Annotated in this window: 28 protein-coding genes and 1 other annotated feature; of the genes, 13 read left to right on the top strand and 15 right to left on the bottom strand. The window is 39.7% G+C overall.

Going from position 1 to position 26,357, the window contains the following annotated elements; all coding sequences use genetic code 11:
- Positions 1 to 58 precede the first annotated feature (58 nt).
- Together NST13_RS03085 and NST13_RS03080 are read left to right on the top strand one after the other, a co-directional pair.
- Positions 59 to 790, top strand: a complete 732-nt coding sequence (locus NST13_RS03085) for a hypothetical protein (protein WP_342469458.1) — start codon at positions 59 to 61, stop codon at positions 788 to 790.
- A 39-nt stretch (positions 791 to 829) separates the two neighbouring features.
- Entirely contained in the window at positions 830 to 2,344 is a 1,515-nt protein-coding gene (locus NST13_RS03080) for a polysaccharide deacetylase family protein (protein ID WP_342469459.1), read from the top strand.
- Between the two features lie 79 nt (positions 2,345 to 2,423).
- Here NST13_RS03080 and NST13_RS03075 read toward each other — a convergent pair whose 3' ends face one another.
- The 4 genes from NST13_RS03075 to NST13_RS03060 form a co-directional block, all read right to left on the bottom strand.
- A complete protein-coding gene (locus tag NST13_RS03075; protein ID WP_342469460.1) occupies positions 2,424 to 3,215 on the bottom strand; it encodes a carbonic anhydrase family protein in 792 nt (263 codons plus the stop codon).
- Between the two features lie 94 nt (positions 3,216 to 3,309).
- On the bottom strand, positions 3,310 to 4,632 hold the full coding sequence (locus NST13_RS03070) for a diguanylate cyclase (protein WP_342581384.1): 1,323 nt from the start codon (positions 4,630 to 4,632) through the stop codon (positions 3,310 to 3,312).
- Positions 4,633 to 4,776: 144 nt separating this feature from the next.
- On the bottom strand, positions 4,777 to 5,541 hold the full coding sequence (locus tag NST13_RS03065) for a YqhG family protein (RefSeq protein WP_342581383.1): 765 nt from the start codon (positions 5,539 to 5,541) through the stop codon (positions 4,777 to 4,779).
- Positions 5,542 to 5,567: 26 nt separating this feature from the next.
- Complete coding sequence (locus tag NST13_RS03060; RefSeq protein ID WP_342581382.1) at positions 5,568 to 7,178, bottom strand: SNF2-related protein; 1,611 nt, start codon at positions 7,176 to 7,178, stop codon at positions 5,568 to 5,570.
- Positions 7,179 to 7,494: 316 nt separating this feature from the next.
- Between NST13_RS03060 and NST13_RS03055 the strand changes: the two genes are divergently transcribed.
- The 6 genes from NST13_RS03055 to NST13_RS03030 all read left to right on the top strand — a co-directional run bounded on the left by NST13_RS03055 (position 7,495) and on the right by NST13_RS03030 (position 10,130).
- The gene (locus NST13_RS03055) at positions 7,495 to 7,701 is read left to right on the top strand and encodes a hypothetical protein (protein WP_342581381.1); all 207 of its coding nucleotides are present in this window, start codon (positions 7,495 to 7,497) and stop codon (positions 7,699 to 7,701) included.
- Positions 7,702 to 7,739: 38 nt separating this feature from the next.
- Positions 7,740 to 7,892 (top strand): hypothetical protein, encoded by a 153-nt coding sequence (locus NST13_RS03050; protein WP_342469465.1) that lies wholly within the window; start codon positions 7,740 to 7,742, stop codon positions 7,890 to 7,892.
- Between the two features lie 185 nt (positions 7,893 to 8,077).
- Positions 8,078 to 8,215 carry a hypothetical protein gene (locus NST13_RS03045; protein ID WP_342469466.1) on the top strand — a complete coding sequence of 46 codons (138 nt, stop codon included), beginning with the start codon at positions 8,078 to 8,080 and terminating at the stop codon, positions 8,213 to 8,215.
- A 172-nt stretch (positions 8,216 to 8,387) separates the two neighbouring features.
- A complete protein-coding gene (locus NST13_RS03040; protein ID WP_342581380.1) occupies positions 8,388 to 8,993 on the top strand; it encodes a hypothetical protein in 606 nt (201 codons plus the stop codon).
- A 459-nt stretch (positions 8,994 to 9,452) separates the two neighbouring features.
- On the top strand, positions 9,453 to 9,575 hold the full coding sequence (locus tag NST13_RS03035; RefSeq protein ID WP_342469468.1) for a hypothetical protein: 123 nt from the start codon (positions 9,453 to 9,455) through the stop codon (positions 9,573 to 9,575).
- Positions 9,576 to 9,965: 390 nt separating this feature from the next.
- On the top strand, positions 9,966 to 10,130 hold the full coding sequence (locus NST13_RS03030; RefSeq protein WP_342581379.1) for an aspartyl-phosphate phosphatase Spo0E family protein: 165 nt from the start codon (positions 9,966 to 9,968) through the stop codon (positions 10,128 to 10,130).
- Positions 10,131 to 10,222: 92 nt separating this feature from the next.
- Here NST13_RS03030 and NST13_RS03025 read toward each other — a convergent pair whose 3' ends face one another.
- Entirely contained in the window at positions 10,223 to 10,996 is a 774-nt protein-coding gene (locus tag NST13_RS03025; protein ID WP_342581378.1) for a biotin transporter BioY, read from the bottom strand.
- Between the two features lie 422 nt (positions 10,997 to 11,418).
- Between NST13_RS03025 and proB the strand changes: the two genes are divergently transcribed.
- Together proB and NST13_RS03015 are read left to right on the top strand one after the other, a co-directional pair.
- Positions 11,419 to 12,504, top strand: coding sequence for a glutamate 5-kinase (gene proB / locus NST13_RS03020; RefSeq protein WP_342581377.1), 1,086 nt, complete (start codon positions 11,419 to 11,421; stop codon positions 12,502 to 12,504).
- A 28-nt stretch (positions 12,505 to 12,532) separates the two neighbouring features.
- Positions 12,533 to 13,798: a glutamate-5-semialdehyde dehydrogenase gene (locus NST13_RS03015; RefSeq protein WP_342581376.1), complete on the top strand. Its 1,266-nt coding sequence runs from the start codon at positions 12,533 to 12,535 to the stop codon at positions 13,796 to 13,798.
- Positions 13,799 to 13,937: 139 nt separating this feature from the next.
- Here NST13_RS03015 and NST13_RS03010 read toward each other — a convergent pair whose 3' ends face one another.
- From NST13_RS03010 to NST13_RS02990, 5 genes are all read right to left on the bottom strand, one after another.
- Positions 13,938 to 14,273, bottom strand: a complete 336-nt coding sequence (locus NST13_RS03010) for a DUF3889 domain-containing protein (RefSeq protein WP_342469474.1) — start codon at positions 14,271 to 14,273, stop codon at positions 13,938 to 13,940.
- Positions 14,274 to 14,366: 93 nt separating this feature from the next.
- Positions 14,367 to 15,740: an argininosuccinate lyase gene (gene argH / locus NST13_RS03005; RefSeq protein ID WP_342581375.1), complete on the bottom strand. Its 1,374-nt coding sequence runs from the start codon at positions 15,738 to 15,740 to the stop codon at positions 14,367 to 14,369.
- Between the two features lie 170 nt (positions 15,741 to 15,910).
- Positions 15,911 to 17,119, bottom strand: a complete 1,209-nt coding sequence (locus tag NST13_RS03000; protein ID WP_342581374.1) for an argininosuccinate synthase — start codon at positions 17,117 to 17,119, stop codon at positions 15,911 to 15,913.
- 166 nt (positions 17,120 to 17,285) lie between these two features.
- A complete protein-coding gene (locus NST13_RS02995) occupies positions 17,286 to 18,035 on the bottom strand; it encodes an SDR family NAD(P)-dependent oxidoreductase (RefSeq protein WP_342469477.1) in 750 nt (249 codons plus the stop codon).
- A gap of 70 nt (positions 18,036 to 18,105) precedes the next feature.
- Entirely contained in the window at positions 18,106 to 18,552 is a 447-nt protein-coding gene (locus tag NST13_RS02990; protein WP_342469478.1) for an Rrf2 family transcriptional regulator, read from the bottom strand.
- A 202-nt stretch (positions 18,553 to 18,754) separates the two neighbouring features.
- Here NST13_RS02990 and hmpA point away from each other — a divergent pair, with 202 nt between their 5' ends.
- On the top strand, positions 18,755 to 19,912 hold the full coding sequence (gene hmpA, locus NST13_RS02985; protein ID WP_342581373.1) for an NO-inducible flavohemoprotein: 1,158 nt from the start codon (positions 18,755 to 18,757) through the stop codon (positions 19,910 to 19,912).
- A 104-nt stretch (positions 19,913 to 20,016) separates the two neighbouring features.
- Here the strand turns inward: hmpA and NST13_RS02980 are convergent, their stop codons facing one another.
- Entirely contained in the window at positions 20,017 to 20,958 is a 942-nt protein-coding gene (locus NST13_RS02980; protein WP_342469480.1) for an MBL fold metallo-hydrolase, read from the bottom strand.
- 139 nt (positions 20,959 to 21,097) lie between these two features.
- Positions 21,098 to 21,308, top strand: a binding site (T-box leader).
- 60 nt (positions 21,309 to 21,368) lie between these two features.
- Here NST13_RS02980 and proC point away from each other — a divergent pair.
- The gene (gene proC, locus NST13_RS02975; protein WP_342469481.1) at positions 21,369 to 22,175 is read left to right on the top strand and encodes a pyrroline-5-carboxylate reductase; all 807 of its coding nucleotides are present in this window, start codon (positions 21,369 to 21,371) and stop codon (positions 22,173 to 22,175) included.
- Between the two features lie 372 nt (positions 22,176 to 22,547).
- On the opposite strand, the gene NST13_RS02970 is transcribed toward proC, so the two are convergent.
- The 3 genes from NST13_RS02970 to NST13_RS02960 all read right to left on the bottom strand — a co-directional run bounded on the left by NST13_RS02970 (position 22,548) and on the right by NST13_RS02960 (position 25,072).
- On the bottom strand, positions 22,548 to 22,778 hold the full coding sequence (locus tag NST13_RS02970) for an acyl-phosphate glycerol 3-phosphate acyltransferase (protein ID WP_342581372.1): 231 nt from the start codon (positions 22,776 to 22,778) through the stop codon (positions 22,548 to 22,550).
- 92 nt (positions 22,779 to 22,870) lie between these two features.
- Entirely contained in the window at positions 22,871 to 23,821 is a 951-nt protein-coding gene (rnz, locus tag NST13_RS02965) for a ribonuclease Z (protein ID WP_342581371.1), read from the bottom strand.
- 15 nt (positions 23,822 to 23,836) lie between these two features.
- Positions 23,837 to 25,072, bottom strand: coding sequence for a DNA polymerase IV (locus tag NST13_RS02960; protein ID WP_342469484.1), 1,236 nt, complete (start codon positions 25,070 to 25,072; stop codon positions 23,837 to 23,839).
- Between the two features lie 193 nt (positions 25,073 to 25,265).
- On the opposite strand from NST13_RS02960, the gene NST13_RS02955 reads away from it, so the two are divergent.
- Positions 25,266 to 25,814, top strand: coding sequence for a biotin transporter BioY (locus NST13_RS02955; protein WP_342469485.1), 549 nt, complete (start codon positions 25,266 to 25,268; stop codon positions 25,812 to 25,814).
- A 118-nt stretch (positions 25,815 to 25,932) separates the two neighbouring features.
- On the opposite strand, the gene NST13_RS02950 is transcribed toward NST13_RS02955, so the two are convergent.
- Positions 25,933 to 26,076 carry a hypothetical protein gene (locus NST13_RS02950; RefSeq protein ID WP_342581370.1) on the bottom strand — a complete coding sequence of 48 codons (144 nt, stop codon included), beginning with the start codon at positions 26,074 to 26,076 and terminating at the stop codon, positions 25,933 to 25,935.
- Positions 26,077 to 26,357: the final 281 nt, after the last annotated feature.

Raw genomic sequence — 26,357 nt, 5'->3', positions numbered from 1 at the left:
TCTATATTTATAGGAAATTTCGTTTATTTTTTTTTACAAGATATTAGGAGATGATATTTTGGCTAATGAAATGGAAAAAAAGAGATTGGGATGGTTTAAAAATCCTTTATCGAATCAGAGTGAGATGGAACAACGGGAAGAATCTCCCGAAATGGTTGTAGAAGATTTGCCTGCAGAAAATGAAAAAGTGGAAGAACAAGAAACGGTTCAACCGATTAAAGCTGAAGAAGAGTCTTTCATTTTTTCAAGGGATCAGCAAGACAAAGTGGCAATGGATGTCATTGTTTCAATTGAAAATATCATTAAAGACCGCCAATTGCTTTCCTATAAATATAATGCGCTGGTAGAACAATTGGAAAATGCGAACCAAATCATCAATCGCCTAAAGCGCGATCAATTGAAAAAAGATCAAATCATCCAGGAAAAAACAAAGGAAATTCGGGACTTGGAAATCAGCTTGACCAATAAGCAAATGAGCTATGATCAATTGCTTGAAGACTATAAAGAATATCAGCTGAAACACAATTTGGAATATGACAAATTGACGAACCAGCTGGAAACCGAAAAAGCGAAATACAATAAACTCTTTGAAGAATCTGCAAGAATCCAATCACAACAAGTACAAAAAATTAATGAACTGGAAGAGCGCATCCGTACACTAGAGATTGAAAATCAAAGATATTTGGAACAATATGAAAAAATTGTTGAAGAAAAGGCGCAACTAATGAAAACAATCTCAGATTTTACAGAAAGAATGTCTTTCTCCTTTTCACCAAAACAAAACGATTAAATGCCCTATTTACTTTTTCCCAGGAGAAAGGAGTAAGGAATGTCTGTCCATAATGTTAAAATTCTCGAATTGTTGTCGATTCATGAAGTTAACGGATATAGCTTGCTTAAATTGAAAGTCTTTTCTTTCAAAGATCAAATGGAACTTTACTGGCTTATCGATCATGAAACCGGCAATGCCTTGCAAGAGATTTGCAAATTCCGTGGTGCCGAGCGCTACCGTTTATCTTTGCAGACCTCTTTCAATGCCCAAACGCAACGGTATACCAGTTTTGTGACAAAAACCTACCGCGATTCGAGCCAAAAAATGAACTTCCACTGTTCAGCCAAGTTCCATCGGCAGCTGGAAAGAATAAAAAATTGCCAAAGTATTACAAGTTTATTGTCTTTTGATTTTTTATTCCCGAATTTGCCGAAGGAAGAAACCCTCAATGTGCTGGAAAATGTCGAAGAGGATATCCATGATTCAACCGGGACTGCCTCCGATGTTGAGGAAACTGCCCTTGTTGAGGAAACAATCGAAGCAATCGCTGATTCAAATGATATTCAGAATGAAACCGAAATCAAAGAGGAAACGGTTGAATCGGAAATTCTTACGGAAGAAGAGGAAAAAATTTCAGTCGATCCGGAAGAAAAGATTGAAGATTCCGGTGTTCAAGATAACATACCTGAAAAGGATTCGGTGAATGAACCGGCAAAAGAACAGAAGTCTGATTCTGTTGCCCATACATACATATTTTCGAAGCTGCCGCAATTGAAAAGGCGATTCCGTTCCAATAAAGGATTCCCCCAACATCTATTGACCGCTTCATTAATATGCGCGATCTTATTGATTGTTTTTATTATTATTTTTGACGTTTTATCCAGTCCAAAATCCAAAACCGTTGAAAATGCCGATTCTTCATCCACAATTAGCGAAGACAATTCAAGTACCGCCGATGAAAGTACCGATCCATCAGAGGGTGGCATACCTTCACTTCAGATTGATGACTTTTTGACTTTCAGTATTCCGGATGGTAATGTTGCATTGACGTTTAACGACGGTCCAACTAAATATACACAGGCGATTGTGGATGTATTAAAGGAAAAAGAAGTGGGCGGAACATTTTTCTTCATTGGTTACAATGTCCAAAAACATCCGGACATTGTTGAGTATGTTCATACCAACGGGTTTTCCATCGGCAGCCATTCAATGACTCACGCAGCCATGAATGAGCAAACGTTGGAGGAACAACAATATGAAATCAGCGAATCCAAAAAAGTCATAGAAGAAATCATCGGCCAGCCGGTAAAATTTTTCAGACCGCCAAACGGTTTAATCAACGAAACGACCCAAGCGGCGGCGGAAAAAGAACAAACCCAAATCATTTTATGGAATCTTGATCCAAGGGATTGGGAATCGGAAAAAGCGGAAGAAATTGTGGAAAAGATAAAAAGTGAACCGACATCCTCTTCGATTATTACTTTTCATGAATCGGCACAAGTCGTTGAGGCGTTACCAACCATTATCGATTATTTAAAACAACAAAATCTAAAAATTGTCAATTTGCAATAAGAAAAAGCTTGGGCCTGAGAGACATTTCAGGCTCAAGCTTTTTCATTTTGGAATTGAACGGATGAAGTTCGTGTATATATCACTTTACAGAAATCTTGATAATCTCCCTGCCATTTGCCGGTTGTAGCGGGCGGTTATTATTGCCATAAAATTTGCTGAATAAGGCGATCTGATCCTTGGAAAATTCAATAGGATTTTCAAATATAATCCACCGGACCCCCTCTGTACATGGCGGAGTCGTCAATGACCCCTCATAATAATAAGCTGTTTTTTCTTCGGGGATGAATTGCAAAAGATTGAAGGCTTCATATTCTTTTTCTTTCAATGTTTCATCCTTTAAAAATTTCCATACTTCTTTTATCATATCGTTTTCTTTGCCCGATTGAATAAAAACCGCTACGACTGCCAGTTCCCCTTTTTCATTTTTATGGACTAGATGCAATTCCATGTCATGGCTTTGACCTTCTATCTGATGCTCGCTTGGCTGGTGGAAATGGAATGATTCGAATTTGTATTGCTCGTTGTCGATCGTAATAAAATTCAAATTGGATTTTGAAACAGCTTCCAACGTATGCTTTTGTTTTACCAGCCCCAGCTGTTCCTCGCCATAAGAAAATCGGATGCTTGGAGCTTGTTTGCGGACGACATCAGCCGATTCAATTTGGATTGGCGATTGCATCGTCCCCTTTTCACAGGCTTTTTCCTCAGCGTATACCGTTTCATCTTCGAAATAGGATACTTCCTTTTTGGTGATTGTTTCTTCATGGTTTCCAGTCAGTTGTTTTGGCGACGTCATTTGATGAGAAAAATACGCCGTTGCGCTTAAAAATGAAAAGAACGTCAAAAGGAGGATTAAATGTCTGATTTTCATCGGGATTTCCTTTCATTTTTTGTTATTTAACTTAACCAGAATCTTTCCTTTTTTATACTTCCAACCTTTTACTTTTCAATAAAAAAGTGCTGGTTTACTCACCAACACCTTCGTTTTTATATAAAGTGACTTGATTTCGTCCATTATTTTTTGAATGATACAATGCTTCATCCGCCATTAAAATGAGATCGTTTGGATTGGATCCTTTCTTCGGTACGACAGTGGCTACACCGACACTCACCGTAACAAATTCATGGGTAGGAGATGATTCATGGGGCAGCTTTAATCCGAGAACATCCTTCCGAATTTCCTCCGAAAGTTTTTCCGCTTCATGTTCATTGGAGGAATTCAAGAGCAGACAAAATTCCTCTCCTCCATATCTGCATACAATTTTATCCGGAAACTGATTATGCTGTTTCAAACAGTCGGCTATTTTTTGCAAGCATTCATCCCCCTTGACATGACCATATGTATCATTAAACTTTTTGTAATGGTCAATATCCAAGAGAATAAGGGAAATCGGCTCTGAACGCGCTATCGCCCTTTTCCATTGCTCCTCTATATGTTGATTGAAGTATCTCCTGTTATATAGTCCCGTTAATGCATCCATATTGGCTATATATTCCAAAGATTGTATGTTATTGGCCAGTTGGCTGCGCATAATATCAATGTTTCCAATTAATTCGGATAATTCATCCCGTTTTTTATATGCGGGGACATTTTTTGTAAAATCATGCTCCGTATAAGCTTTCACACTGTTGCTTAATTGAATGATCGGTTGGATGACCTTTTTTAATATTATAATTTCGATGATGACAGCAACAACAATGGTGAAGAAAACGGCAATGACGACGGAAATCAGGATTGTATTGATCTTTCTTCTCATTGTGTTTCTTACAATGGTTCTTTGTTCTTCCACCAACCAATAATACTCGCTGTACATTTGCCGAAATTCTTCCAATGCTTTTTCGCTTTGTTGCAGCAATGCCGTGTTGACCCCTTGATCTTTATCAGTCAAAAAAATGAGCGGGGCGATCAGCTCATCTTGTATGTATTGTCCCTTTTCCACGAATTCATCCGTTTTATGTACCAATAGAGGAAAAATCTTCGTTTGCATCCGAATGTCTTCCGCATTCTTTTTATATTTTTCCACTCCAAGATCATATGTATCCAAATAATATGTGTCGCCCGTTATACAATATCCCCTTTGCCCGATGATTTGATCATTGACTGCCTGATAAATTTGAGTGGCGGTTTCATCGATCGCATCCAATGAACGTTGCCCTTTAATATTTTCATTTAAAAACAGGCGAATCGAGATAATCGCCAGTAATATAATAATAAAAATAATGCTTGCTGTTACAATGATGGAATGCAACAAACGCGTTCCCAATTTCCCTAATGTTCTATCCTTCACCCTTGTGCATCTCCTCTTTCCCAACCACTGACCAATAGGTAACATTTATTGTATTGCACTATATTTTACCGTACAACAATCTATATATTTTATCAAGTATTGAAAAAATTTATCAATAAAAAAGCCGTATCTATATTGATACGACTATTTCAGATAAAACAGCCCCCCGCTGACGATTTCAATTTTGATTCTCGGCTGAAACCGTTCTTCCAACGCTTTTTTCTCAATCTCATAAATTTCAGGTTTTTCTTCAACACCGACATAAAAGTGATCCAAAATTTCTTGTTCCCTTTCCCATCGTTTTTTCGCCTCATCCGCCCACGTCATATCATCATTGGCAATATAGTTTTCAATGGCTGTCTCCAATCTTTCAATCGCTCTCATCGGCGAAACGATATAAGGAAGGCAATAGGCGTTTCTCGGGAGTTCATTCGTCAACTTCAGTCCAATCAATAAGTCTTGAAAATTGCTTTTGACGCTTCCATGAATCAAATTGATCCCCAAAGAAAATAGCATTTCCTTTGTCTGATCCGTATGATAAGAAACTTTAAAATTCGCGCCAATCCATGGAAACAAGCTGGCCCCTTCTTCATTTTCATACAGTTGGACAAAGGAACCCAAATCTTTTGTCGCCTGAAATATTTGATACATCCTCGTCGAACCATAATGAATATATTCGCCACGGATCTCTTGATTTTCCGGCCTTTTCGTTATGAAGGTCACCTTTAAAGGGTTGGGTTGTGCCTTTGTGCTTTCAACAAATTGCCAATAAAAAGGGCGATTCATGATTCGCTTATCGATGTCGGAGGTTAACTGTACCGTCAGATGATTGGGTGTATCCTCCAAAATTTCGCAATCTGTTACACTAAAAAAAGTCCGCAAATAGTCATGGATTTGCTCTGCTAACATCTTTCAGCCCCTTTCAAGATGATGGTTCAGGTGAATCCGAGCTGGTCTTCCAAGCCATAATCCTCGAAATGGAAATTTGATACAAAGTTAGGAGAATTGTATATTCGTTCTTCCACTTTGTTCGTTAAAATATCGTCCAAGTCCCCTACAATTTTTTCAAATACATCGATTTTGTTCGTCAATAAATCGATGATCCGGTCTTCTATCGTGTTTTGAATGGCAAGATTATAAATATATACATCCGATTGTTGGCCAAATCGGTGCACACGGCCGATTCGCTGCTCAATTTTCATCGGATTCCATGGCAAATCAAAATTGATGACATGATGGCAAAATTGCAGGTTGATCCCTTCCCCGCCTGATTCCGTTGCGATGAGCACATCCGCATAATCCTGGAACAATTTTCTCATCCAATCCCGCTTATTTTTGCTGAATTTTCCATTAAACAGGACACTTTTGATCCCTTTTTGATATAAATACCATTGCAAATAAAGTTGGGTGGCACGATATTCGGTGAAGATAATGACCTTCTCTTTTGCTTTTTGAATGATTTCGTAAGTTTTTTCCGCCTTTGAATTGACATCCAATTGGGACATTTTCTCTATGATTTCATCAATATATTCCCTTTCTTCCCGCGACTGCACTTTTTCTTTCAGTTTGATCAATGTTAAATAAGCCGCTTCTTTGCTGGAACACATTTCTTTTAATAAGGTGGTCATGACAAAGGAATTGCTGTATAGATTTATCCGTTCTTTTAGATGCTCGATCATTCCGTAGACCTCTTGTTCCTCTTCCGTCAATTGAATCGGAATCGTTTCGACATGTCTGCCCACCCATTCAATGCCCGTATCTTGTCTGCGGTTCCGGATCATCACCTGATTCACCAGTTCTTTTAAATATTCGTCTTCCTGTAAACCGTTTTTCCCTTTTCTAAAATAGGCCTGGAAACTTTCGATGTTTCCTAAATGCCCAGGTTTTAACAAGGATACAAGATAGAAAATCTCGAAAATATTATTTTGAATTGGGGTTGCCGTCAACAGCAGGCAAAACTTCTTTTTTAATCCCTGTACAAATTGGTACGTTTGGGTTTTGTTGTTTTTTAATTTATGGGCCTCATCAATAATAATCATATCATAATCCTGTTCATAAATTTTTTCCCGATATGGACTGCGTTTTGCCATATCCATGCTCATCACGACAAAATCATATTGTTCAAAAGGCACGTTCTTTTTCCGGCATCCAATGGCAGGAATGGAAAATTTCCCGTTCAATTCATCGACCCACTGGGTAAGCAAAGATGCCGGCACCAATATTAATGCCTTTTTTACAAGCCCCCTTAAAATGTATTCCTTCAAAATCAAACCGGCTTCAATGGTTTTACCGAGACCCACTTCATCCGCCAAAATCGCCTTTCCGTTCATTTTTTCAATGACCGTCCGGGCAGCGTCAATTTGATGGTCAAGAAATTGAATATTAGTCAAAAACTTTGGCGCCTGCAATCCTGAAAAATCGGTAATCAATTGGTCTTTCACGACATCATAGGCCATTTTGTATAATGTCCAATCATCCCATGGACCGCCTTCATTTAATCGTCGCGCAAATTCTTCCTTCCAGCCGGAGGATTTTTCAATCATCATGGTTCTCTCCCCCCTTTTCATTTTAGATTGTCCAAAAAGCGGAATCCTATGAAGATCCGAATGTTTCCTGTCGGATAAAAAACCCTTCTTTTCGCAAACTAAAAATGAAAAGCGAAGAGAAAAAATGAAAAATGGTTATTCTTCATCACCTTAGGTATTTTCCTTTCAGCTGTTTTTATGCCCGGATATATAAAAGTTCATTTCTTCCTTTGGTGGATGAAATGAGCGTCCATTTATATATTTGGCTGTTTTTTTACGTAATTTGCGGAAGGCTTTTGAGAATAATAAGTGCACATGGAGGCAGGAGGTGAGAATTATGAGCAAAAATAATAAGAAAACTTTGAATGAACGTACCCACAACCCATTTGAAACATATAAACATTTGCACCAAAATACGACAAGCAACAAGAATAATCCGGAAGACAATACCGCGGAAATTTCGGAGGAGTTTGATTCAAAAGTAAAAAACAAGAACAATAAAACGAATCATGATAAAAACCAAAAATCCAACAAGGATGCTTAACCTTTTCATTGAATCCCCGTTTTTTTGGAGGTAATCCAATGAATAAAAAACAAGTCATTTTTCTGAACCGCACCCACAAAAATTTTAATATGTACATCGGCAACAAAGGAGATCAAGATTTTTTTAAAGAACTTGAAACAGCGCAACCTGTTTCGGATAAGGTCATACCCATTGATCGTTTTAAAAAATAACTTTCCGTGACATTTCTATAAACTTTTTGCAAAAAAGTTTTTGAATAAAATGTGAAAAAATTCACTAACTCTTTCTTTTTTTCAACATTAAGCGTACAATGTAATTGAAAAGATTGATATATAACAATAGAAATGACCGATTGCGGTGTTATATAACAAATTTATGGAATTAGGAGGCGTAAACCATGTGGGTGCTAACAGTTTTTGATGGCGAAACATTCCGGATTTATGAGTTCGAAACGAAAGAAGAAGCAATGAAAGTAATGGAAGAAATCCAACTGCCAGCCATCCTTTCTTACACAAACTTGACTTTGGTTGCTTAACCCCCTTTCAAACAGACTTTTGGCCATACATTCAAGGAGCATTTATTGCTCCTTATTTTTTTTGATTTCACTAGATTTTTCTGTCGGAACTGCCAATATTCTTCACTTTTTTCTTCGTGATTTTTGGGAAGTATAAGAATTAGTGAAAAACACATTGGATGAGGTGATATTGATGAAAAAACTGTTCTCCTTTTTCATATGCTTATTCGCCTTTGGATTTGTCCTTGTGCCTTCCGAAATCGAAGCGCACTATCATTCATCCTTTATTAAAGAATACGAACAGTTGGATGATGAAAAGAAACAACAAGTGGATCAAATTTTAAATCATTTACATGAAGAACTTGAAAAATTGGGAGTAAAAATTGATCATCCGAATGTTCATGAAATCATTTCAAGGTTAGATGAAGAGACACAACAACAGGTCAAAGCCATTATCAAAGATTTGGATGAAGGCAAAATCACATCAGAAGAAGCGGATAAAAAACTCGAACAATTAGGGGTGCTGCCTAAAAAAGAAAATTGTAAAATCTTTGAAAATCTTGATGATGAAACAAAAGAAAAGGCAAAAGAAATTATGAAAGAACTGAAAAGTGGTGCCATCACCCGGGAAAAAGCCGATGAAAAATTCAAAGAATTGGGGATCGAATTGCCAAAGAGACAAGAATTAAATGATGAAACGAAAGAAAAAGTGAAGCAACTCCTTGAAGAAGCGGAAAAAGAATTTGAACAAATCGGAATCGAATTTCCAAAACATCATTATAAACATTTAATCGAATAAACGAAAAATCCAGCGAAAACAAATTTTTTCGCTGGATTTTCCCCTTTATATATATTTTATAAAAATAATAAAAAACAGTTGTGAAGATTTGTTGAATTTGAAAACGCAATCATCTTGAACAAAATGTGAAAAGTTTCACTAACTATTTTCTTTTTGGTTTTCAGGGTGTACAATGAACTTGAAATTGATATATAACAATTTCTTGGATAACAAAAACCAAAGGAATTGTTATATAACAAAATTATATTGAAGGAGTTTGATCCCTCGATGTGGGTACTTACTGTATTTGAAAAAAATTCTTATCGAATCTTTGAATTTGTGGAAAAAAGCGAAGCTACAATGGCACTTCAAAAATTCGGTAAATCCGCATTTTTGTCCTTTACAAAATAATTGAAATGAAAAACAGTGGCGATAGATATAAAAGTTTTCGGTGAAAAAAACATGAAGGAGGAATTCTGAATGTGGGTTGTTACAGTTTTTGAAACGGGCACTTTCCGCTGCTTTGAATACGATACAAAAGAAGAAGCTGTCCGTGCGTTGCAAACTTACAAAAACAATGCCATCTTATCTTTCACAAAATAAGAGTACCGCTTGTTCCCCATCCATAAAAAAATTATCATCCGGCCTTGGATGATAATTTTTTTTAAACTTTTACCCCGATATTGTATTGGAATCAGCTATGCAACCGCCATTTTCAAAGCGCTTACATTCCATTTACCCTCTCGTTTTTTTCTTCTCGAAATGCTTTATTTTTTCTATTCTATCAACTGATTTTGCCCTATTATTTACAAACAACAAAAATATATACCCATTTTTTCTATTAATTAATCCTATTAAATTGTGACAAATTTGTGAAAATATATAGTTTCCTCCACAATCCGACATTTTTTTCAAAAAAAATGGTATACAATGAAGGAGCTTCTACAGCAATAAACAAAAAATATCATGAACAAATTTACTGGAGGAGTAAAAATGTTTAACACACTATACAAAAAAGTGTTAAAAGTTGTGATAGAAATAAAAAGAAAAGATATGTACCGGAAAGCACAAGAACTTGGTTTCACACATCCGGAAGTTGTAAATTGCAGCCAACAGTTGGACCATCTGCTCAATAAATATACTAAAGAAGCGGCATAACTCTGCCAATCGATCTCCTGATCTTTTCCTGAAATGGTTGGATGAAATACCCTCAAAACCTTGTGGCACAAGGTTTGACGGGTATTATTTTTTTATCTTTTCAACGGATTATCTTTCACTCCCGCATAATCTTTTTTTGCGTCCACAAATACGAATTCGTTTTCCGGATAACGGTAGGCCGTCAGTTTCCCTCCAAATACAACCCCCTGGTCAATGTTGATGGTATTATTCACCATCAGCGGCTCCGGCTTTGGATCGTGTCCCCATACAACAAGCAAATCGCCTTTATATTGCTTATACCAGTCCCGGCGTATCGGCTTTCCCTGTTGATCAACCCCTGCTACATCGCCATAGCGGCAAAAATTTTTGATTCTTTCCGATTCTTTGCCAATAAATTCTTCACGGATTCCCGCATGAACGCAAACAAGCTTCGGCTGCCCTTTTTCAGAAAGTATATAGTGGGAGGGTAAATTAATCAACATGTCTCTCAATTCTTTTTTTAACTGTACGGTTTTTTCTTTTCCATTTTTCCTTTCGAATTCAATAAATTCTTCCTCCACTTTTTCATCCCCGTGTTTCAGCTGAACATTTCTTCCATCAAGCCATCGGGCAATTTTCCAGCCATGATTGCTATCGATCATATACATTAAATGCCGATGTTTTAAAAAAAATACCATCGTTTCAATGGATTTTGGCCCCCGGCTCATCACATCCCCAAGAGAAACCATTTTTCTCCCCTTCGGATGCACATAAAACCCCTGTTCATTTTTTTGATAACCCAATCGATCGAGCATTTCGAGCCATTCATCGAAACAGGCATGTATATCTCCTACTATGTCTACTCCTTTGTCTATATTTATGAACATGATTATATACCCCTTTATTTTTTCTAAACTATTTTATATTATAGAGCTAAACATACACCTTATTCACCAGAGTTTACTGATTATTAATTCATGCCGAATTGTTGACACTTTTCAAAATATCATGCATATTTTTAATTGATAGAACAAGTGTCGGACATATCGACATCGGCGCAGCGAAGACCAGTAAGCGGCACACTGTTGGAAAGAGAGCGATGTCCATGGGCTGAAAGACATCGTACAAACAAGAGCTGCTGAACCTGCTTCGTCAGCTTCCAGCCAAAACTGGACGCATCCCAAGCGTTATTGGGATAAAGTGGGATTATAATTAATCCAATTTAGGTGGTACCGCGGAAACCTTTTTCGCCCTAAAACCAGGGTGGAAAAGGTTTTTTTTTATAAACAACGTTTAAGGATGGTTATCGATGGAGAAGAAACGAATTGTCGTTAAAATTGGTTCAAGTTCACTAACAAATTCAAAAGGCGAAATCGATTTTGAAAAATTGCAGGATCATGTGGAAGCCATTGCGAAAGTCGTGGAACAAGGACATGAGGTGCTGCTTGTTTCTTCCGGCGCTGTGGCGGCGGGATTCCGGAAACTCGGCTACCCTACCCGCCCGGTCACATTGAAAGGAAAACAAGCTGCTGCTGCTGTCGGTCAAAGCCTGCTCATTCAATTGTACGCGGAACAATTTGCCAAATACAACATCACTACAGCCCAAGTGCTGTTAACCCGTACCGATTTCTCCAACAAAGAGCGCTATAAAAATGCCTTTGCCACTTTCAGCGAATTGCTGGAACGCTCCATTTTGCCAATCATCAATGAAAATGACACCGTCTCAGTGACAGAACTCACCTTTGGCGACAATGACATGCTTTCCGCACTAGTCAGCGGATTGGTGCATGCAGACCAGCTGATCATTTTAACGGATATCAACGGCTTCTATGATGATAATCCTCAGAAAAATCCGAACGCCAAGCGGATTAGCCGTTTAACGGAAATCACCGATGACATGCTCCAGCTGGCACAAGGCGCAGGTTCAAAAGTCGGCACCGGCGGAATGCAATCGAAGCTCCTTGCCGCCCGCACAGCATTAAAAGCCGGGGTAAAAGTGTTCATCGGAAAAGGCAGCGGACCGGAAAAACTCATGGACATTTTGGAAGGCCGGGGTGATGGAACTTATATTGAACGTGACGAACTGCCGGTGCTCCCAAGCCAAAAACAATGGATTTCCTTTACGGAAGCCAAAGGGAAATTGTTCATTGATAAAGGGGCGGAAGATGCATTGCTGCGGAGAGGCAAAAGCTTGTTGCCTGCAGGGATTTATAAAGTGGAAGGCGTTTTTGAACGGGGAGATGTGGTTGAAGTATACGGGGAATCCGGCCTCATCGGTCGGGGAGAAGTGCTATACTCCAGTGACGAAATCGCTTATGCCTGCGGGAAAAAAACCGATGAGCTCCATGACGGTTTTATCGAGGTCATCCACCGGGATAAATGGGTGAAAATATAAATTCTATTTCATAGCAGGAGGTATTCTTATGAAACAACATATTGCCGGCTCAGAAGTGCAAACAAAAGGAAAATTGGCCAAGTTCTCAAGCTATTTAATGAATTTGAAGACAACGGAAGAAAAGAACGAAGCACTGGCAAAAATTGCAGAACAGCTGCTTCTCGAAAAGGAAGCGATCATCGAAGCAAATAAAAAAGATTTGGAAAACGGGAAAAAACAAGGCTTATCGGATGCAATCCTTGACCGGATCATGTTGAACGAACAACGCATCCAAGCGATGGTGGATGCCATTCATCAATTGATAGAACTGCCGGATCCAGTTGGAGAGGTGCTTGAAAGCTTTACGAAAGAAAATGGTTTACAAATCGAAAAAAGACGTGTACCGCTCGGTGTAGTATGCATGATTTATGAAGCCCGCCCAAATGTGACAGTTGATGCCGCCACCCTCTGTTTAAAAACCGGTAATGCGGTGATCTTACGCGGAAGCTCATCGGCAAAAGAATCCAATATTGCCCTTGTTTCCTGTATCCACCGGGCACTGGAAAAGACTTCATTGCCTGTCGATGCGGTACAGCTGATAGAAGACACAAGCCATGAAACAGCATCCGAACTATTTCATCTAAAAGAATATATTGACGTATTGATTCCTCGGGGTGGAAAAAAATTGATCGATTTGGTCGTACGGGAAGCTTCTGTTCCGGTACTTGAAACGGGAGCAGGAAACTGCCACGTCTATGTCGACCAATCTGCAGACTATGATATTGCTGATAAAGTGGTCATCAATGCAAAAACCCAAAGACCATCCGTATGCAATGCGGCTGAAAGCTTATTGATCCAGGAAGATTGGTTCAATGAACATGGGAAAAAGTTATTGGAAAGTTTACAAGACGCAGGGGTCAAAATCATTGGGGACGAAAAGGTTTGCAAAGTGCTTCCAGGCGCTTCTCCTGCAACAGAAGAAGATTATGCAACGGAATTTTTAAGTTTGACAATCAGCGTGAAAATCGTAAAAGATGTAGATGAAGCGATTGACCATATCAATCATTTTGGCACGAAACATTCAGAAGCCATCATTACCAATGATGAGCGGAATGCGGAGAAATTTTTAAATCGTGTCGATGCGACAAGCGTCTATGTGAATGCTTCCACCCGTTTTACGGATGGTTTTGAGTTTGGCTATGGGGCCGAAATCGGCATCAGCACACAAAAACTTCATGCAAGAGGTCCAATGGGACTCCCTGCATTAACATCGACGAAATACTACATCCGCGGGAATGGCCAAATCAGAGGGTAATAATAGTAAAAAAACCTATCAATACAGAAAAAAGTATTGATAGGTTTTTTAATGCCGATCATTCAAACTGATCCCTTCCCTGCATGTCCGAATGCTCGCTCACCATCCCAAGGCTTTTCCAGCCACATTTCCTGGATTCTTAACGGTCTGTTTCCTTAAATTCGATATTCACAATTTCTTCTGTTTCATTATCAAACGTAATGTCCACAAAAACGCCGAATTCGCGATTCCCTTCCTTCAGCCAAAGTTTGAATTTTTCCGTGGAAGTTTTGTTTCCCACACTTCTTCCGATATGGAGATAATCAATAATATCCGCGGTTTGATATCTCTCTTTCACCTTCTCCATGGCGATTCTTCCCCATTTGGCATAGGCAGGGGCCGATTGCTGTTGGGCGCGGGATTCCGAAGCATCAGACATGAAAGTTCCAATAAAAATCGTGGAAGCAATTAAAACAAAGGACACAAATAATCTCAATGTCGCAACCTCCTTTCAATTTAGTTTTTTCAATGGAAAGGAGGTTATTCCAACAAAAAAGAACTGCCGTCATTTGGCAGTTCCATGTCAAGTTTATTGCAAGCAAGCTTTTGCTTTTTCAATTTGTTTTTTCACTTGTTCAAATCCCGTGCCGCCTTGGGAAAGACGACGGGCCACCGCGTTTTCAGGTTTCAACACAGCATACACATCTTCTTCGATCAATTCGCTTTCTTCTTTCATTTCATCCAATGTTAAATCTTGCAGGAAGATGCCTTTTTGAATGCATTTAAACACCAATTTTCCTGTCACTTCATGGGCTTTTCTAAACGGCATGCCTTTTGTGGCAAGATAATCGGCCAGTTCTGTTGCATTGGAGAAGTCGCTATGCACAGCCTGATTTAAACGCTCCGTATTGACGGTCATCGTGCGGACCATACCTTCAAAGATTTTCAAAGAACCTACAATCGTTTGAAGGGTGTCAAACATGCCTTCTTTATCTTCCTGCATATCTTTATTATAAGTAAGCGGCGTGCCTTTCAATACCGTAAGCAGACCAATTAAATTTCCGTAAACACGTCCTGTTTTCCCGCGGATGAGTTCCGCCATATCCGGATTTTTCTTTTGCGGCATAATGGATGAACCTGTAGAGAAGGAATCGTCCAGTTCAATAAATTTAAACTCATCCGTTGACCAAAGAATAATTTCTTCGGCAAAGCGGGATAAATGGGTCATGAGCAATGAAGAGTTGGATAAAAACTCCACGATAAAATCACGGTCGCTTACGGCATCCATGGAATTTTCATAAATTTTGGAAAATCCTAATAATTTTGCTGTCATTTCCCGGTCGATTGGAAATGTTGTCCCTGCCATCGCGCCGGCACCTAATGGAGAAATGTCAATTCGTTTTAAAGATTCCGTAAAACGTTCTTTATCCCGTTCGAGCATCCAAAAATAAGCCATTAAATGATGGGCAAAGCTAATCGGCTGCGCCCGCTGCATATGCGTATAGCCAGGAGCAATCGTTTCAATATGCTGCTCCGCTTTTTCCAAAATCGTTTTTTGGAACGCCACAATTAATTCGATGACTTCTTTCACCCGTTTCTTTAAGAATAAGTGAACATCTGTCGCCACTTGGTCATTCCGACTACGGCCAGTATGTAATTTCCCACCGACTGGTCCAATTAAATCTATGAGCATTTTTTCAATATTCAAATGAATGTCTTCATTTTCCACTTTATATTCAAGTTCGCCATTTTCTGTTTTTTTCTTTAACTCCTGAAGGCCCCATTTAATTTTTTCCACATCTTCTTCCGGCAAAATGCCCTGCGCCCCTAGCATTGTGACATGGGCAAGGCTTCCTTCAATATCTTCCATGACCAATTGCTGATCGAAACCAATGGACGCTCCGAATTCATCCACCCAGCTTTCCGCTGATTTTTGGAAACGTCCTCCCCATAATTTTGTCATTGTTTCCACCTATCCTTATAACAATATTGTTTCCAATGCATAAGAATAGCGAAGGAGTCTAAGTGCTCGGGAAACTCCCCTTCCCAAGCGCATTATTTTAAGAACAAGCTATTCTCCTCCTCATCCTGTCTTAAAATAATCTTCCCTAGACCTCTTCGCACTCAAATTCATTATTTTGTGTTGATTGATTTATTGTTCACTTGTGAAGCAACAACAGTTGGAAGACCCCAAAGTTCGATGAATCCAACTGCGGATGCATGGTTAAATGCGTCTTCTTTTGAGTAAGTCGCCAATTTTTCATTGTATAAAGAGTTTGGAGATTTTCTTCCTTCCACAATGGCATGGCCTTTGAACAATTTGACGCGAACCGTTCCGTTCACATATTTTTGCGTTTCTTTGATGAAGGCATAAAGCGCTTCCCGAATCGGGTTGAACCATAAACCATCATAAATCACTTCGGAAAGTTTTTGTTCCACGATTGGTTTGAAGTGTGCGAGTTCTTTCACAAGCGTAATATCTTCAAGTTCTTTATGGGCAGTTAAAAGAACTTTCGCTCCTGGAATTTCATATACTTCACGGGACTTAATACCAACCAGGCGGTTTTCCACGTGGTCGATGCGTCCAACACCGTGGCGGCCAGCGATTTGATTTAATTCAAGAATCAAATCAGCAAGTTTCATTTCTTTGCCGTTTAATGCGACCGGTTTACCTTCCACGAATTCAATTTCCACGTATTCTGGAGTGTCTGGCGCATTTTCAATGGATACTGTTAAACCGTAAGCTTCTTCCGGTGGAGCCACCCACGGATCTTCCATTACCCCTGCTTCATTGGCACGTCCCCAAAGATTTTGGTCGATGGAGAATGGGGAATCGATAGTTGCAGGTACTGGAACATTATGTTTTTTCGCGTATTCGATTTCTTCATCGCGGCTCCAAGCCCATTCACGCACTGGCGCCAACACTTCCAAATTCGGATTTAACGCTTTGATGGATACTTCAAAACGCACTTGGTCGTTTCCTTTACCCGTACAACCGTGGGCTACGGCATCTGCGTTTGTTTTGTTTGCAATTTCCACCAATTTTTTCGAAATTAATGGACGGGATAAAGCAGACACCAATGGATATTTTTGTTCATACCAAGTATGTGCTTGAAGCGCCACAAGGGCATATTCTTCCGCAAATTCATCTTTTGCATCAACGATATATGATTCAACAGCTCCTACTTGAAGAGCTTTCTTTTGAATAAAATCAAGGTCTTTTCCTTCACCGACGTCCAAACAAACCGCTACAACGTCGTACCCTTGTTCTTTTAACCAAGGAATCGCAACAGATGTGTCAAGACCGCCAGAATATGCTAAAACCACTTTTTTGTTTGCCATAATTACATGTACTCCTTCGATGAAATGGAATGTATTTTTATACAATTCATTAAAAGTTTATACATGAATGTTAACAGATTATAAAAATAAATACAAGTGTATTTTTATAAGTAATTGAAAGATTTTTTATAAAAATTGCGCATTCATTGTTGATTCCATTTTTGCATTATTTTTTAGTAAAAAACCTTTTCCCCAATTTCTCAACCAAAGCGGGAGCTGCTGCATAAATCTTGCTCGTGGCACCCATGATGCGCGGCAAATTGATCTCCCTTTTTGGATGATCGATCAGGCGGATGACTTCCATTGCGACTTTTTCAGGCTGAAGCAGAACGCCTTTCACAGAATTTCTGTATGAGGAAGTCGAATCCGCTTTATCCAAAAAAGGCGTATCAATCGGTCCGGGATATACGGCTGACACTTTAATATTGTATGGGGCCAGCTCCAATCTCAAACCGTTGACAAATCCGGTGATGGCATGTTTCGACGCGGCATAGACACTGGCCTTTTTTGTTGCCACCTTACCCGCTTGGGAACCGATGAAAATAAAATGGCCTGAACGTTTTTGAATCATGTTGGGAGCCAAATATTTTGCCATATAAATCGGCGCTCGAATATTCACGTCGATCATCCGATCGATTTCCTCTTCCGAGAGGTCAAAGGCATTATCAAACGCACCAACACCCGCGTTGATGATCGCCACATCAATTTCAGGAAGTTCATTGCATAATCGATGTATATCCGCTTTTTGGCATAAATCCCCTTGCATCACTTTTGCCCCGAGTTTTGAAAGAGAAAGCAGCGCTTCCTCATTCCTACCCGTTGCAAAAACTTCATATCCTCTTTTTAAACTCAATTCCGCGATAATTTTTCCGATTCCGCTTGTAGCTCCAGTAATAAAAATTCTCTTCCGGTTCATTCTATTTATTATCCTTCCCCATCCAATGATTATGCAAAACAAAAAGGGATATCCGTAGAATGGAACATCCCTAATACTCAATTTTCATTTGAAGCAGTTCCGCCATATCTTCTTTCGAGTGGAGAAAATCTGCCAGCGTGTATTGGTCCAAAACTTGCAGGAACGCTTGCAAGGCTTCATACAATACATGTCTCAATTGACATGAGGGAGATATTTTACAATGATTATTATTTCGATCAAAACACTCGACGATATGAAAATCTTCTTCCGTATGCCTTACCAATTTTCCAATATTGATATCTTTCGGCTCCACTTTCAGGCGTATTCCTCCGCCACGGCCACGGACCGTTTCGATTAAACCGATTTGAGCCAAATCATAGGTCACTTTCATTAAATGATTTTTCGATATATGATATCGATCGGCAATTTCCTGGATGGTTGATAACTGATTGTCTCCTTTGAGACCTAAATATATTAAAACCCTTAAGGAATAATCCGTATATAAAGTTAATCGCAAAGTCCTCCACCACGCTTTATCCTTTTTAATCTGTATTTATTATATCATTTTTCAATATTCAAGTAGATGATTACACAAAATATTCAATTTAAAAAGTAGTATTTTTTATGCATCAATTGTGGCAAAAATGTTAAAGATGTATATAAAATATTGCTTTATATATCCACAATGTTTATAGTGTTTTTGAAAGGACGTGACAGAAATGTTATCACAAAAAACAATCGACATCGTTAAATCAACAGTTCCTGTATTGGAAAAACACGGGGTGGATATCACAAAACATTTCTATAAAAGAATGTTTACAAATCATCCCGAACTAAAAAACATATTCAACCAGACAAATCAACGGGAAGGCAGACAACCACAGGCATTGGCCGCCTCTGTTTATGCCGCTGCTGCAAACATCGACCATTTGGAATCCATCTTGCCGGTGGTGCATTTAATCGCCCATAAACATAGAGCCCTTGGCATTTTGCCTGAACATTATCCGATCGTTGGAGAAAACTTGCTTGCGGCAATCAAAGAAGTATTGGGAGATGCGGCAACGGATGAAATCATCGAAGCTTGGGCGGATGCTTACGGAGTAATTGCCGACGTCTTTATCCAAGTGGAGGAAGAACTTTATCAACAAGCGGAAGCTAACGGGGGCTGGCGGTTATTTAAGCCGTTTAAAGTCGTTAAAAAAGAACAGGAAAACGATCTTGTAACATCATTTTACTTAGCGCCGGAAGACGGGAAAGCGCTTCCACCTTATCAACCGGGCCAATACATCACTGTGAAAGTGAAAGCTCCTGGTGAAGAATATACCGCTTTGCGTCATTACACTATATCACATGCGCCTAACGGAAATGTTTACCGTATTTCTGTAAAACGTGAAGCGGAAAATAATCCAAAAGGTGTCGTATCCAATTATTTGCATGATTTTGTGGAAGAAGGCAGCACTGTTGAAGTTAGTGCTCCGGCCGGTCTATTCACATTGCAACAAAACAGCATCCCTGTATTGTTTATTGGAGGGGGAATCGGTGTAACTCCTCTTTATGCAATGCTTGATTCAATGGAACCGGGACGTGAAGCCGCGTTTATTCAATCTGTACGCAACGAAAAATTGGCCGTATTCCAGGAACAAATCCAAAAGAAAATCAATGAATTAAACGGCACTTATCTTGTGAAATATTCCGATACGGAAGGCCATCTTACAAAAGAAGACCTGTCAAAATTCATCCAAGAAAACACGGAAGTTTATATTTGCGGACCAGAAGCATTTATGGAAGCGCTTATTCCGACAATCAGGGAACTTGGTGTGCCGGATGAACGAATCCACTTTGAATTCTTCGGACCTGGTCTATCCTTTAAAGCATAATCGATTCACTCGTACACTGACCTCCCTAAGAACATAACCGATTCATGCAAAATCCCACAATAAAGGCGAAACCTTCTATTGTGGGATTTTTTGTTATCAAACCATTAAATTCTCGAATAAATTTCATGACCGCCTACGAGTTCGAAACGTATTCTTTCCTCTTTAACCAAAACATCCAGGTACCCTTGCGTTTTGGATAATGTTAACCCCAATTGGCTTTCATAAACGGCCGGATACAATTCTTTCGTTACTTCATAAACGGTTTTTGGTTCAGACAAGATTTCATATACTTGGTTTGTTCTTTGCGAATCTTTTTCCAATCTCATGTCCACCAGCTCTTTTACATTCACAATTTCATTTCCATGACCTGTATAAAGCTTTGAAATCTCCAATGTGGTCAAAAATTGCAAAGATTCCTGATATTGGACAAGGCTTTTTGGCCGATCGAACGATAAATCCACAGGCGGTTCAATAAGGGGATTGGAAGCGATTTTTTCCAACAAAATATCCCCTCCGATCACTTCCTTCGTACGTTGATGATGGAAAATGAAATGGCTTTGGGCATGGCCGGGTGTATAATAAACCATTAACCCGGGATGCCCCGGTACTTCGTCTCCGTCCTTGATGTATTTTGTCAACGGGGTACTTCCGTATAATTCCATATCTCTGCGGATACGGAGAATTTTTTGAATATACCCTTCTGGAACAGCCTGTTTTATTAAATACATTTTATAAAATTCTTCACGGTAGTTTAAAAACTCTTCCGTTTTTTTCATCCAATGATCGATGTATTCATGGCCCAGTATTTCAGCATTCGGGAATGCATCCACCCAACCGGCATGATCCGGATGATGATGGGTCAAGATGACTTGCTCGATATCATTGAAACGGTACCCTGCTCGTTTTATTCCAAACTCAAGGGCCTCGTATGCTTCTTTTGTCTTCGGTCCAACATCAACAATGGATAATGCGTCCCCTTTTATTAAGAATGCATTCACATCTCCTACATCATAGGGAGTAGGCATCACAATTTTCACAATTTCCATACTTGTTCCCCCTTGTTCTCTATATCTACCAAATGAATCTTCATTCATTTCATTTTACTGCTTTTTTTCCAATTCGTCACGTCACTGAGTTGACAGATTTTTATGAAATGAATATAATTTCTGTAATAATTGAACATAACGGTTCGCGATGACGAAGCCAAGTAAATGGATTGACGACTCCAGAGAGTGCTGCATTTGGTGGGAGCAGCACAGTCCTCTCAATTCATTGAACCTACTTCTGAGCAGTCATGCAAACATGACCGTTTCCCTTAGCGATAATAAGGGCCTGAGGTGTGCTTTTATAAGCAAACAAAGGTGGTACCGCGGAAACATGCGTTTTCGTCCTTTCTTTAAAGGATGAAAACGCATTTTTTATTGATAAAAGATCGAATTGACAGGAGGGAAAAGTTTTGCAAAAACTTGTATTTTTAGGAGCAGGATCCATTGCTGAAGCATTGATTCATGGATGGATCAAAAATGAAGTTGTACCTGCAGACCATATTTATGTGAAAAATCGTTCCAATGTTCAAAGATTGAAAGAATTGAACGAACGGTTTGGAGTTCATATACTTGAAAACTTGGAAGAGCTGAGAGATGCCGATTTGGTGATTTTGGCCATGAAACCAAAGGATGCGAAAGACGCTTTTAGAGCAATCGCGCCTTATCTTTCCGAAAAAACGGCCATCCTCTCCGTTTTGGCCGGAATAAGCATTGAAACGATCGAGAAGGCTTTGGGCGCCCGTCCAATCGCCAGAGTCATGCCAAACACTTCCGCTGCAATCGGCATGGCAGCAAGCGGCATTTCATTTAATGAACAGGTGACAGAAAGCCAGAAAAAGATTTACTTGCAATTGTTGGAAGCGATCGGCATTGTCATCGAAGTGGAAGAAGATAAACTCCATGCCATCACCGCCCTTTCCGGAAGCGGGCCAGCTTATCTCTATTATTTGCTGGAAGCATGGGAAAAAATCGGGACGGAATTTGGTTTATCCAAAGAAACCGTAAGAAAATTGATGGTTCAAACCATTGCAGGTTCCGCCATGATGCTCCAACAAATCAAAGAAGAACCGGAAGTGCTCCGCAAAAAAGTCACAAGCCCTGGGGGAACTACGGAAGCGGGCATCAGAGCATTGGAAAACTACCGGTTCACCGAAGCCATTTTTGCTTGTATTAAAAGTGCGGAAGCAAGATCCCGTGAACTTGCAAAAGGTGAGTAAATCCTTCCCGATGCAATTGTCGAAATGAAGGAAACTTTCATGCATTGGAAATTGTATCAATTTCCCGCCTTTATTTCCTATTCCACAGAAGAAAGTCAAAATCAATTGCATCAAACACCCTGATGGAAAAGCTCCGGATAAGGAGCATTTTTCATTTATCGGAAAATTTGAAATTATCATTATTTCAATTATTTCCTAGGAAATGTAATTTTTTGCTATTTTTTGCTGTCGAAAGGCGCGTTTTTGACTATTTGTTGAGGATTTTGTAGCCGTTTATATATCTAATGGCAACCTTACCCGGTTTATAATCAAAAATTTGACCAGAAAAAAAGCTATCCGGAAAGTCCTCCGCTTTCTGGATAGCCGAACTTTTTATAATGTACCGTTTCTGATCCTTTTGATGATGGAAATGGTCGTATACAGGGTAAGCGGTATGAAAATGACCAATAGAACAATCCAAAATGTCAAAGCATCGGCCGCTTTTAATTCTGCATAATTTGTTACGACAAAAAATATAATCCCAATCATTAAACACCAGGCCATTATATTGGGAAACACGACAAATAATCGCAATAATCCAGGATTCAATTTCGGTTGATTCATATTTTCCCCTCCCCACCCCTATCATACAATAAAATCAATCGGATATTCCATTATTTTCTGTTTTCTGTATCCTTTCCTATATAATAGGCTATTTATGGATGAAGTTCATTCAACTTTCCATTTTTCCACTGGAACGCAGAAAAATCATTGGCCACAAAAATGTTGGGGAAAATAGTTTTTGCTTCTTTGATCAGCTTGCCGGTTTCATGGGGCAAAAACCGTGCACTGATATGGTTGAGGATCAAATGTTTGGCATTGGCTTCTTTTGCCACCTTTGCGGCTTCCACATTCGTTGAGTGTCCGTAATCTTTTGCAAGATGGGATGTTGCATGGTCGAATGTTGCTTCATGAATGACAATATCGGCATTTTGGCTCAATTCAATGGATTGCTTGCAATATCGGGTATCTCCCAATACGGTTATGACAAATCCTTTTTTTGGGGGGCCCGTCACCTCTTTGCTATAAACTATCGTTCCATCATCAAGCTCCACATCTTCCCCATTTTTCAGTTTTCCCAGTAATGGCCCTTTTGGAACCCCCAGTTTCATTGCCTTTTCGATATACAATTCGCCGGGAAGGGGCTTTTGTTCAATCCGGTAACCGTAGCAAGGAATCACATGTTCCAGCTCTTTTGCGGTGACAATGAATTGATCGTCTTCAAAGATGACCCCTTCTTTTACATCTACATATTGGATCGGATAGTTTAAATGGGTTTTTGTCAGTTCCAATGTGAATTGAACCCATTCCTTTAATCCGGAAGGACCGTAAAGGGTCAGTGGCGTTTGCTCCTCTCCGCCCAAAAAAGAACGGGAGCTGAGCAGTCCAGGGAGGCCGAAAATATGGTCACCATGTAAATGGGTGATAAACACTTTTTCTATTTTTCTCGGTTTGATGGCGGTATGCAAAATTTGATGCTGGGCCGCCTCCCCACAGTCAAATAGCCAAATCGTTCCCCTTTCCTCATACAATTTCATTGCAAGGGAACTTGTATTTCGTTCTTTTGAAGGCATTCCTGCTCCTGTGCCTAAAAATTCCAGTTCCATGTTGAATCTCCATTCTTACAATTCTTCTTTTAAATCTTCCAGGAAGTCTTTACTAAAACTTGTTTTTGATGCATAGCTCTTTTTCTTTACATCGATTCCTTTTTGAATGATTCCTTTACCAAACTTCTTTTCCATTTCATAAATGATTTCATAAATCGGTTCTTCTTTTGCAAATTGCTCATAGTTGAAAATCGTAAGTTGTTCGGCCAGATGTTTTTTATCCATCACATTGGAAACGGTGACACCCAAAAGCCGGATCGGCGTACCATCCCATGCCTTAGAAAATAATTCCATGGCCTCATGATAAAGATCCTTTTTCAAATAAATCGGATTTTGCACCGTTTTGCTTTTCGTATGGTTATTCCAATGGCAATCCCGGATTTGGATCGTGATGGTGGAACCGCATAAATTTTTAGCCTCCAGCCTTTCCGCCACTTTTCCGGATAGTTTTAAAAACGTGCTTTCAATGTCCTTCATTTCTGTTATGTCATAGGGAAGGGTGGTGGAATTTCCGACGCTTTTCGTTTCGTAAATGGATTCCGGATCCACTTCCCTTGAATCAATTCCGTTGGCTCTCCTTTTTAGCCGGACCCCGATTTTTCCAAAGGCTTCTTTTAATAGTCCTTCATGGGCATTGGCCAAATCGCCGATGGTATAAATACCTAAAGATTCCAGTTTTTTAGCGGTGCTCTCTCCGACTCCATGCATTTTTATCACCGGGAGTGGCCACAGTTTTTCCGGCACTTCCCTCTTTCTGAGCACAGTGATGCCCATCGGTTTTTTCATGTCAGAGGCCGTTTTTGCCAAAAATTTGTTGGGGGCAATGCCGATGGAACATGGCAAATCCAATTCATTGTAGATTCTAAGCTGTATTTCTTTTGCAAGTTCCAAAGGATGGCGCTCTTTGGCCACTTCGGTCACATCCATATAACCTTCGTCTATGGATACCGGTTCAACCAGTTTGGTATAGCTTCTCAAAATGGTAAACATCGCTTTTGAGGCTTCACGGTACTTTTGAAAATCGGGAGGAAGGAGGATCAATTCCGGACATTTTTTCAATGCTTCTTGAACAATCATCGTCGTATAAACGCCTTTTGCCCTTGCTTCATAGGAACTTGTGACGATGATGCCGCGGCGTTCTTTCGGATTTCCGGCAATCGCGATCGGCTTCCCTTTCAATTCGGGATGATAGGCCTGTTCCACAGAAGCATAGAAACTGTTCATGTCGACATGAAAAATGACCCTTGCCATCTCTTTTCCTCCCCGGTTTCTTTACACATTATTTTATCATAAACCGAAAAAAACCACCTTTTTCGATTCGCCCTGTAAAAAACCCATGATGATTCAAATTTACTATCAACATCATATTGACTTTTAAAAAAATGTTCGATATCCTTTTTGTAAACCAAATATAGAGAAAGGTTAACAAAGGGGGATAAGAATTGTGACGTCTTCAAAAACATATGGACTTGTATTGATTGCATTTGGAGCAGCGATTATTTCCGTTTTAGCTCAAATAACAATCCCGCTTCCGCTCATTCCGATTACCGGACAAACACTCGCCATCGGACTTATTGTTACTATTTTAGGTTTAAAATACGGCACTTTAAGCGTGCTTGTTTATTGTTTGCTTGGAGCGATCGGTTTACCGGTATTTACAGGAATGTCTGGCGGACTTTCCATTATTGTCGGGCCAACTGGCGGCTATATTATCGGCTTTATTCCTACCGCATTATTCATGGGCTGGTATTTAAATAAATTCGGTTATACTTATCTTCATGGATTGATCGCCAATGTGGCAGGAATGATGCTGACACTGGCCTTTGGCACCCTTTGGCTCAAAGTGGTCGCAGACATGTCATTTCTTGCGGCATTCATGGCCGGTGCGGCACCGTTCATCCTATTGGAAATCATCAAAGGTGTCATCGCCGCTTGGGCAGGAATTCTTGTAAGACAACGATTATTGAGCGCAAATTTATTAAAATACGTTTAATTTGCTTATTTATTAAGCTTATGAATAGATACCCCTTCTATCCAATCGAGTAGGAGGGAGCGATTAACTCCCGTCCTCTCACACCACCGTACGTACGGTTCCGTATACGGCGGTTCAATTAAGATAATTGACGCAAGTTTTTATAACCTCCGTGAATAGCTGTTCTCTTTATGCCAGTGGTCACTCCACCCTCCAAGAGGTCTCCCACGGGATTCACCGCTTCCTTCCTCAAGTGAGGTACTACGTTTTCTGTGTTCATCATGACTCACTGAATGCCAAGGGCTATTCTCTCTTAATTGTTCGGTCCTTCTTAGTAGTTCTAAACCAACTAATACTATGACCTCTGCTGACTTCTGACGGTTCAGCTACTTATCACTAAGTAGGTTATGAAGCGTACTTCACATATCCGCCAGACCTCCCCGGGTAAGAATGTAATCTTTCCTTCCATCTATCTGCTTCATTTACTCTGTACCACCTTTGGCAGAAAGGACTTTGTTTTGTTTAGCAAACTCATCCAATGATACCTAGCCTTATATGAAGTTC

Source organism: Ureibacillus sp. FSL W7-1570 (assembly GCF_038593265.1).
Taxonomy (GTDB): domain Bacteria; phylum Bacillota; class Bacilli; order Bacillales_A; family Planococcaceae; genus Ureibacillus; species Ureibacillus suwonensis.
This window is presented reverse-complemented; position numbering and strand designations above follow the sequence as displayed.

Coding starts and splice junctions, on each gene's coding strand:
- NST13_RS03080 (WP_342469459.1), top strand. CDS start 830: ATGTCTGTCCATAATGTTAAAATTCTCGAATTGTTGTCGATTCATGAA.
- rnz (WP_342581371.1), bottom strand. CDS start 23,821: ATGGAACTGGAATTTTTAGGCACAGGAGCAGGAATGCCTTCAAAAGAA.
- hmpA (WP_342581373.1), top strand. CDS start 18,755: ATGTTATCACAAAAAACAATCGACATCGTTAAATCAACAGTTCCTGTA.
- NST13_RS03045 (WP_342469466.1), top strand. CDS start 8,078: ATGTGGGTGCTAACAGTTTTTGATGGCGAAACATTCCGGATTTATGAG.
- NST13_RS02995 (WP_342469477.1), bottom strand. CDS start 18,035: ATGAACCGGAAGAGAATTTTTATTACTGGAGCTACAAGCGGAATCGGA.
- NST13_RS02960 (WP_342469484.1), bottom strand. CDS start 25,072: ATGGCAAGGGTCATTTTTCATGTCGACATGAACAGTTTCTATGCTTCT.
- NST13_RS03065 (WP_342581383.1), bottom strand. CDS start 5,541: ATGTTAGCAGAGCAAATCCATGACTATTTGCGGACTTTTTTTAGTGTA.
- proB (WP_342581377.1), top strand. CDS start 11,419: ATGGAGAAGAAACGAATTGTCGTTAAAATTGGTTCAAGTTCACTAACA.
- NST13_RS02950 (WP_342581370.1), bottom strand. CDS start 26,076: ATGATGAACACAGAAAACGTAGTACCTCACTTGAGGAAGGAAGCGGTG.
- argH (WP_342581375.1), bottom strand. CDS start 15,740: ATGACAAAATTATGGGGAGGACGTTTCCAAAAATCAGCGGAAAGCTGG.
- NST13_RS03035 (WP_342469468.1), top strand. CDS start 9,453: ATGTGGGTTGTTACAGTTTTTGAAACGGGCACTTTCCGCTGCTTTGAA.
- NST13_RS03015 (WP_342581376.1), top strand. CDS start 12,533: ATGAAACAACATATTGCCGGCTCAGAAGTGCAAACAAAAGGAAAATTG.
- NST13_RS03040 (WP_342581380.1), top strand. CDS start 8,388: ATGAAAAAACTGTTCTCCTTTTTCATATGCTTATTCGCCTTTGGATTT.
- NST13_RS03055 (WP_342581381.1), top strand. CDS start 7,495: ATGAGCAAAAATAATAAGAAAACTTTGAATGAACGTACCCACAACCCA.
- NST13_RS03000 (WP_342581374.1), bottom strand. CDS start 17,119: ATGGCAAACAAAAAAGTGGTTTTAGCATATTCTGGCGGTCTTGACACA.
- NST13_RS03050 (WP_342469465.1), top strand. CDS start 7,740: ATGAATAAAAAACAAGTCATTTTTCTGAACCGCACCCACAAAAATTTT.
- NST13_RS02970 (WP_342581372.1), bottom strand. CDS start 22,778: ATGAATCAACCGAAATTGAATCCTGGATTATTGCGATTATTTGTCGTG.
- NST13_RS03060 (WP_342581382.1), bottom strand. CDS start 7,178: ATGATGATTGAAAAATCCTCCGGCTGGAAGGAAGAATTTGCGCGACGA.
- NST13_RS02980 (WP_342469480.1), bottom strand. CDS start 20,958: ATGGAAATTGTGAAAATTGTGATGCCTACTCCCTATGATGTAGGAGAT.
- NST13_RS03075 (WP_342469460.1), bottom strand. CDS start 3,215: ATGAAAATCAGACATTTAATCCTCCTTTTGACGTTCTTTTCATTTTTA.
- NST13_RS03030 (WP_342581379.1), top strand. CDS start 9,966: ATGTTTAACACACTATACAAAAAAGTGTTAAAAGTTGTGATAGAAATA.
- NST13_RS03025 (WP_342581378.1), bottom strand. CDS start 10,996: ATGTTCATAAATATAGACAAAGGAGTAGACATAGTAGGAGATATACAT.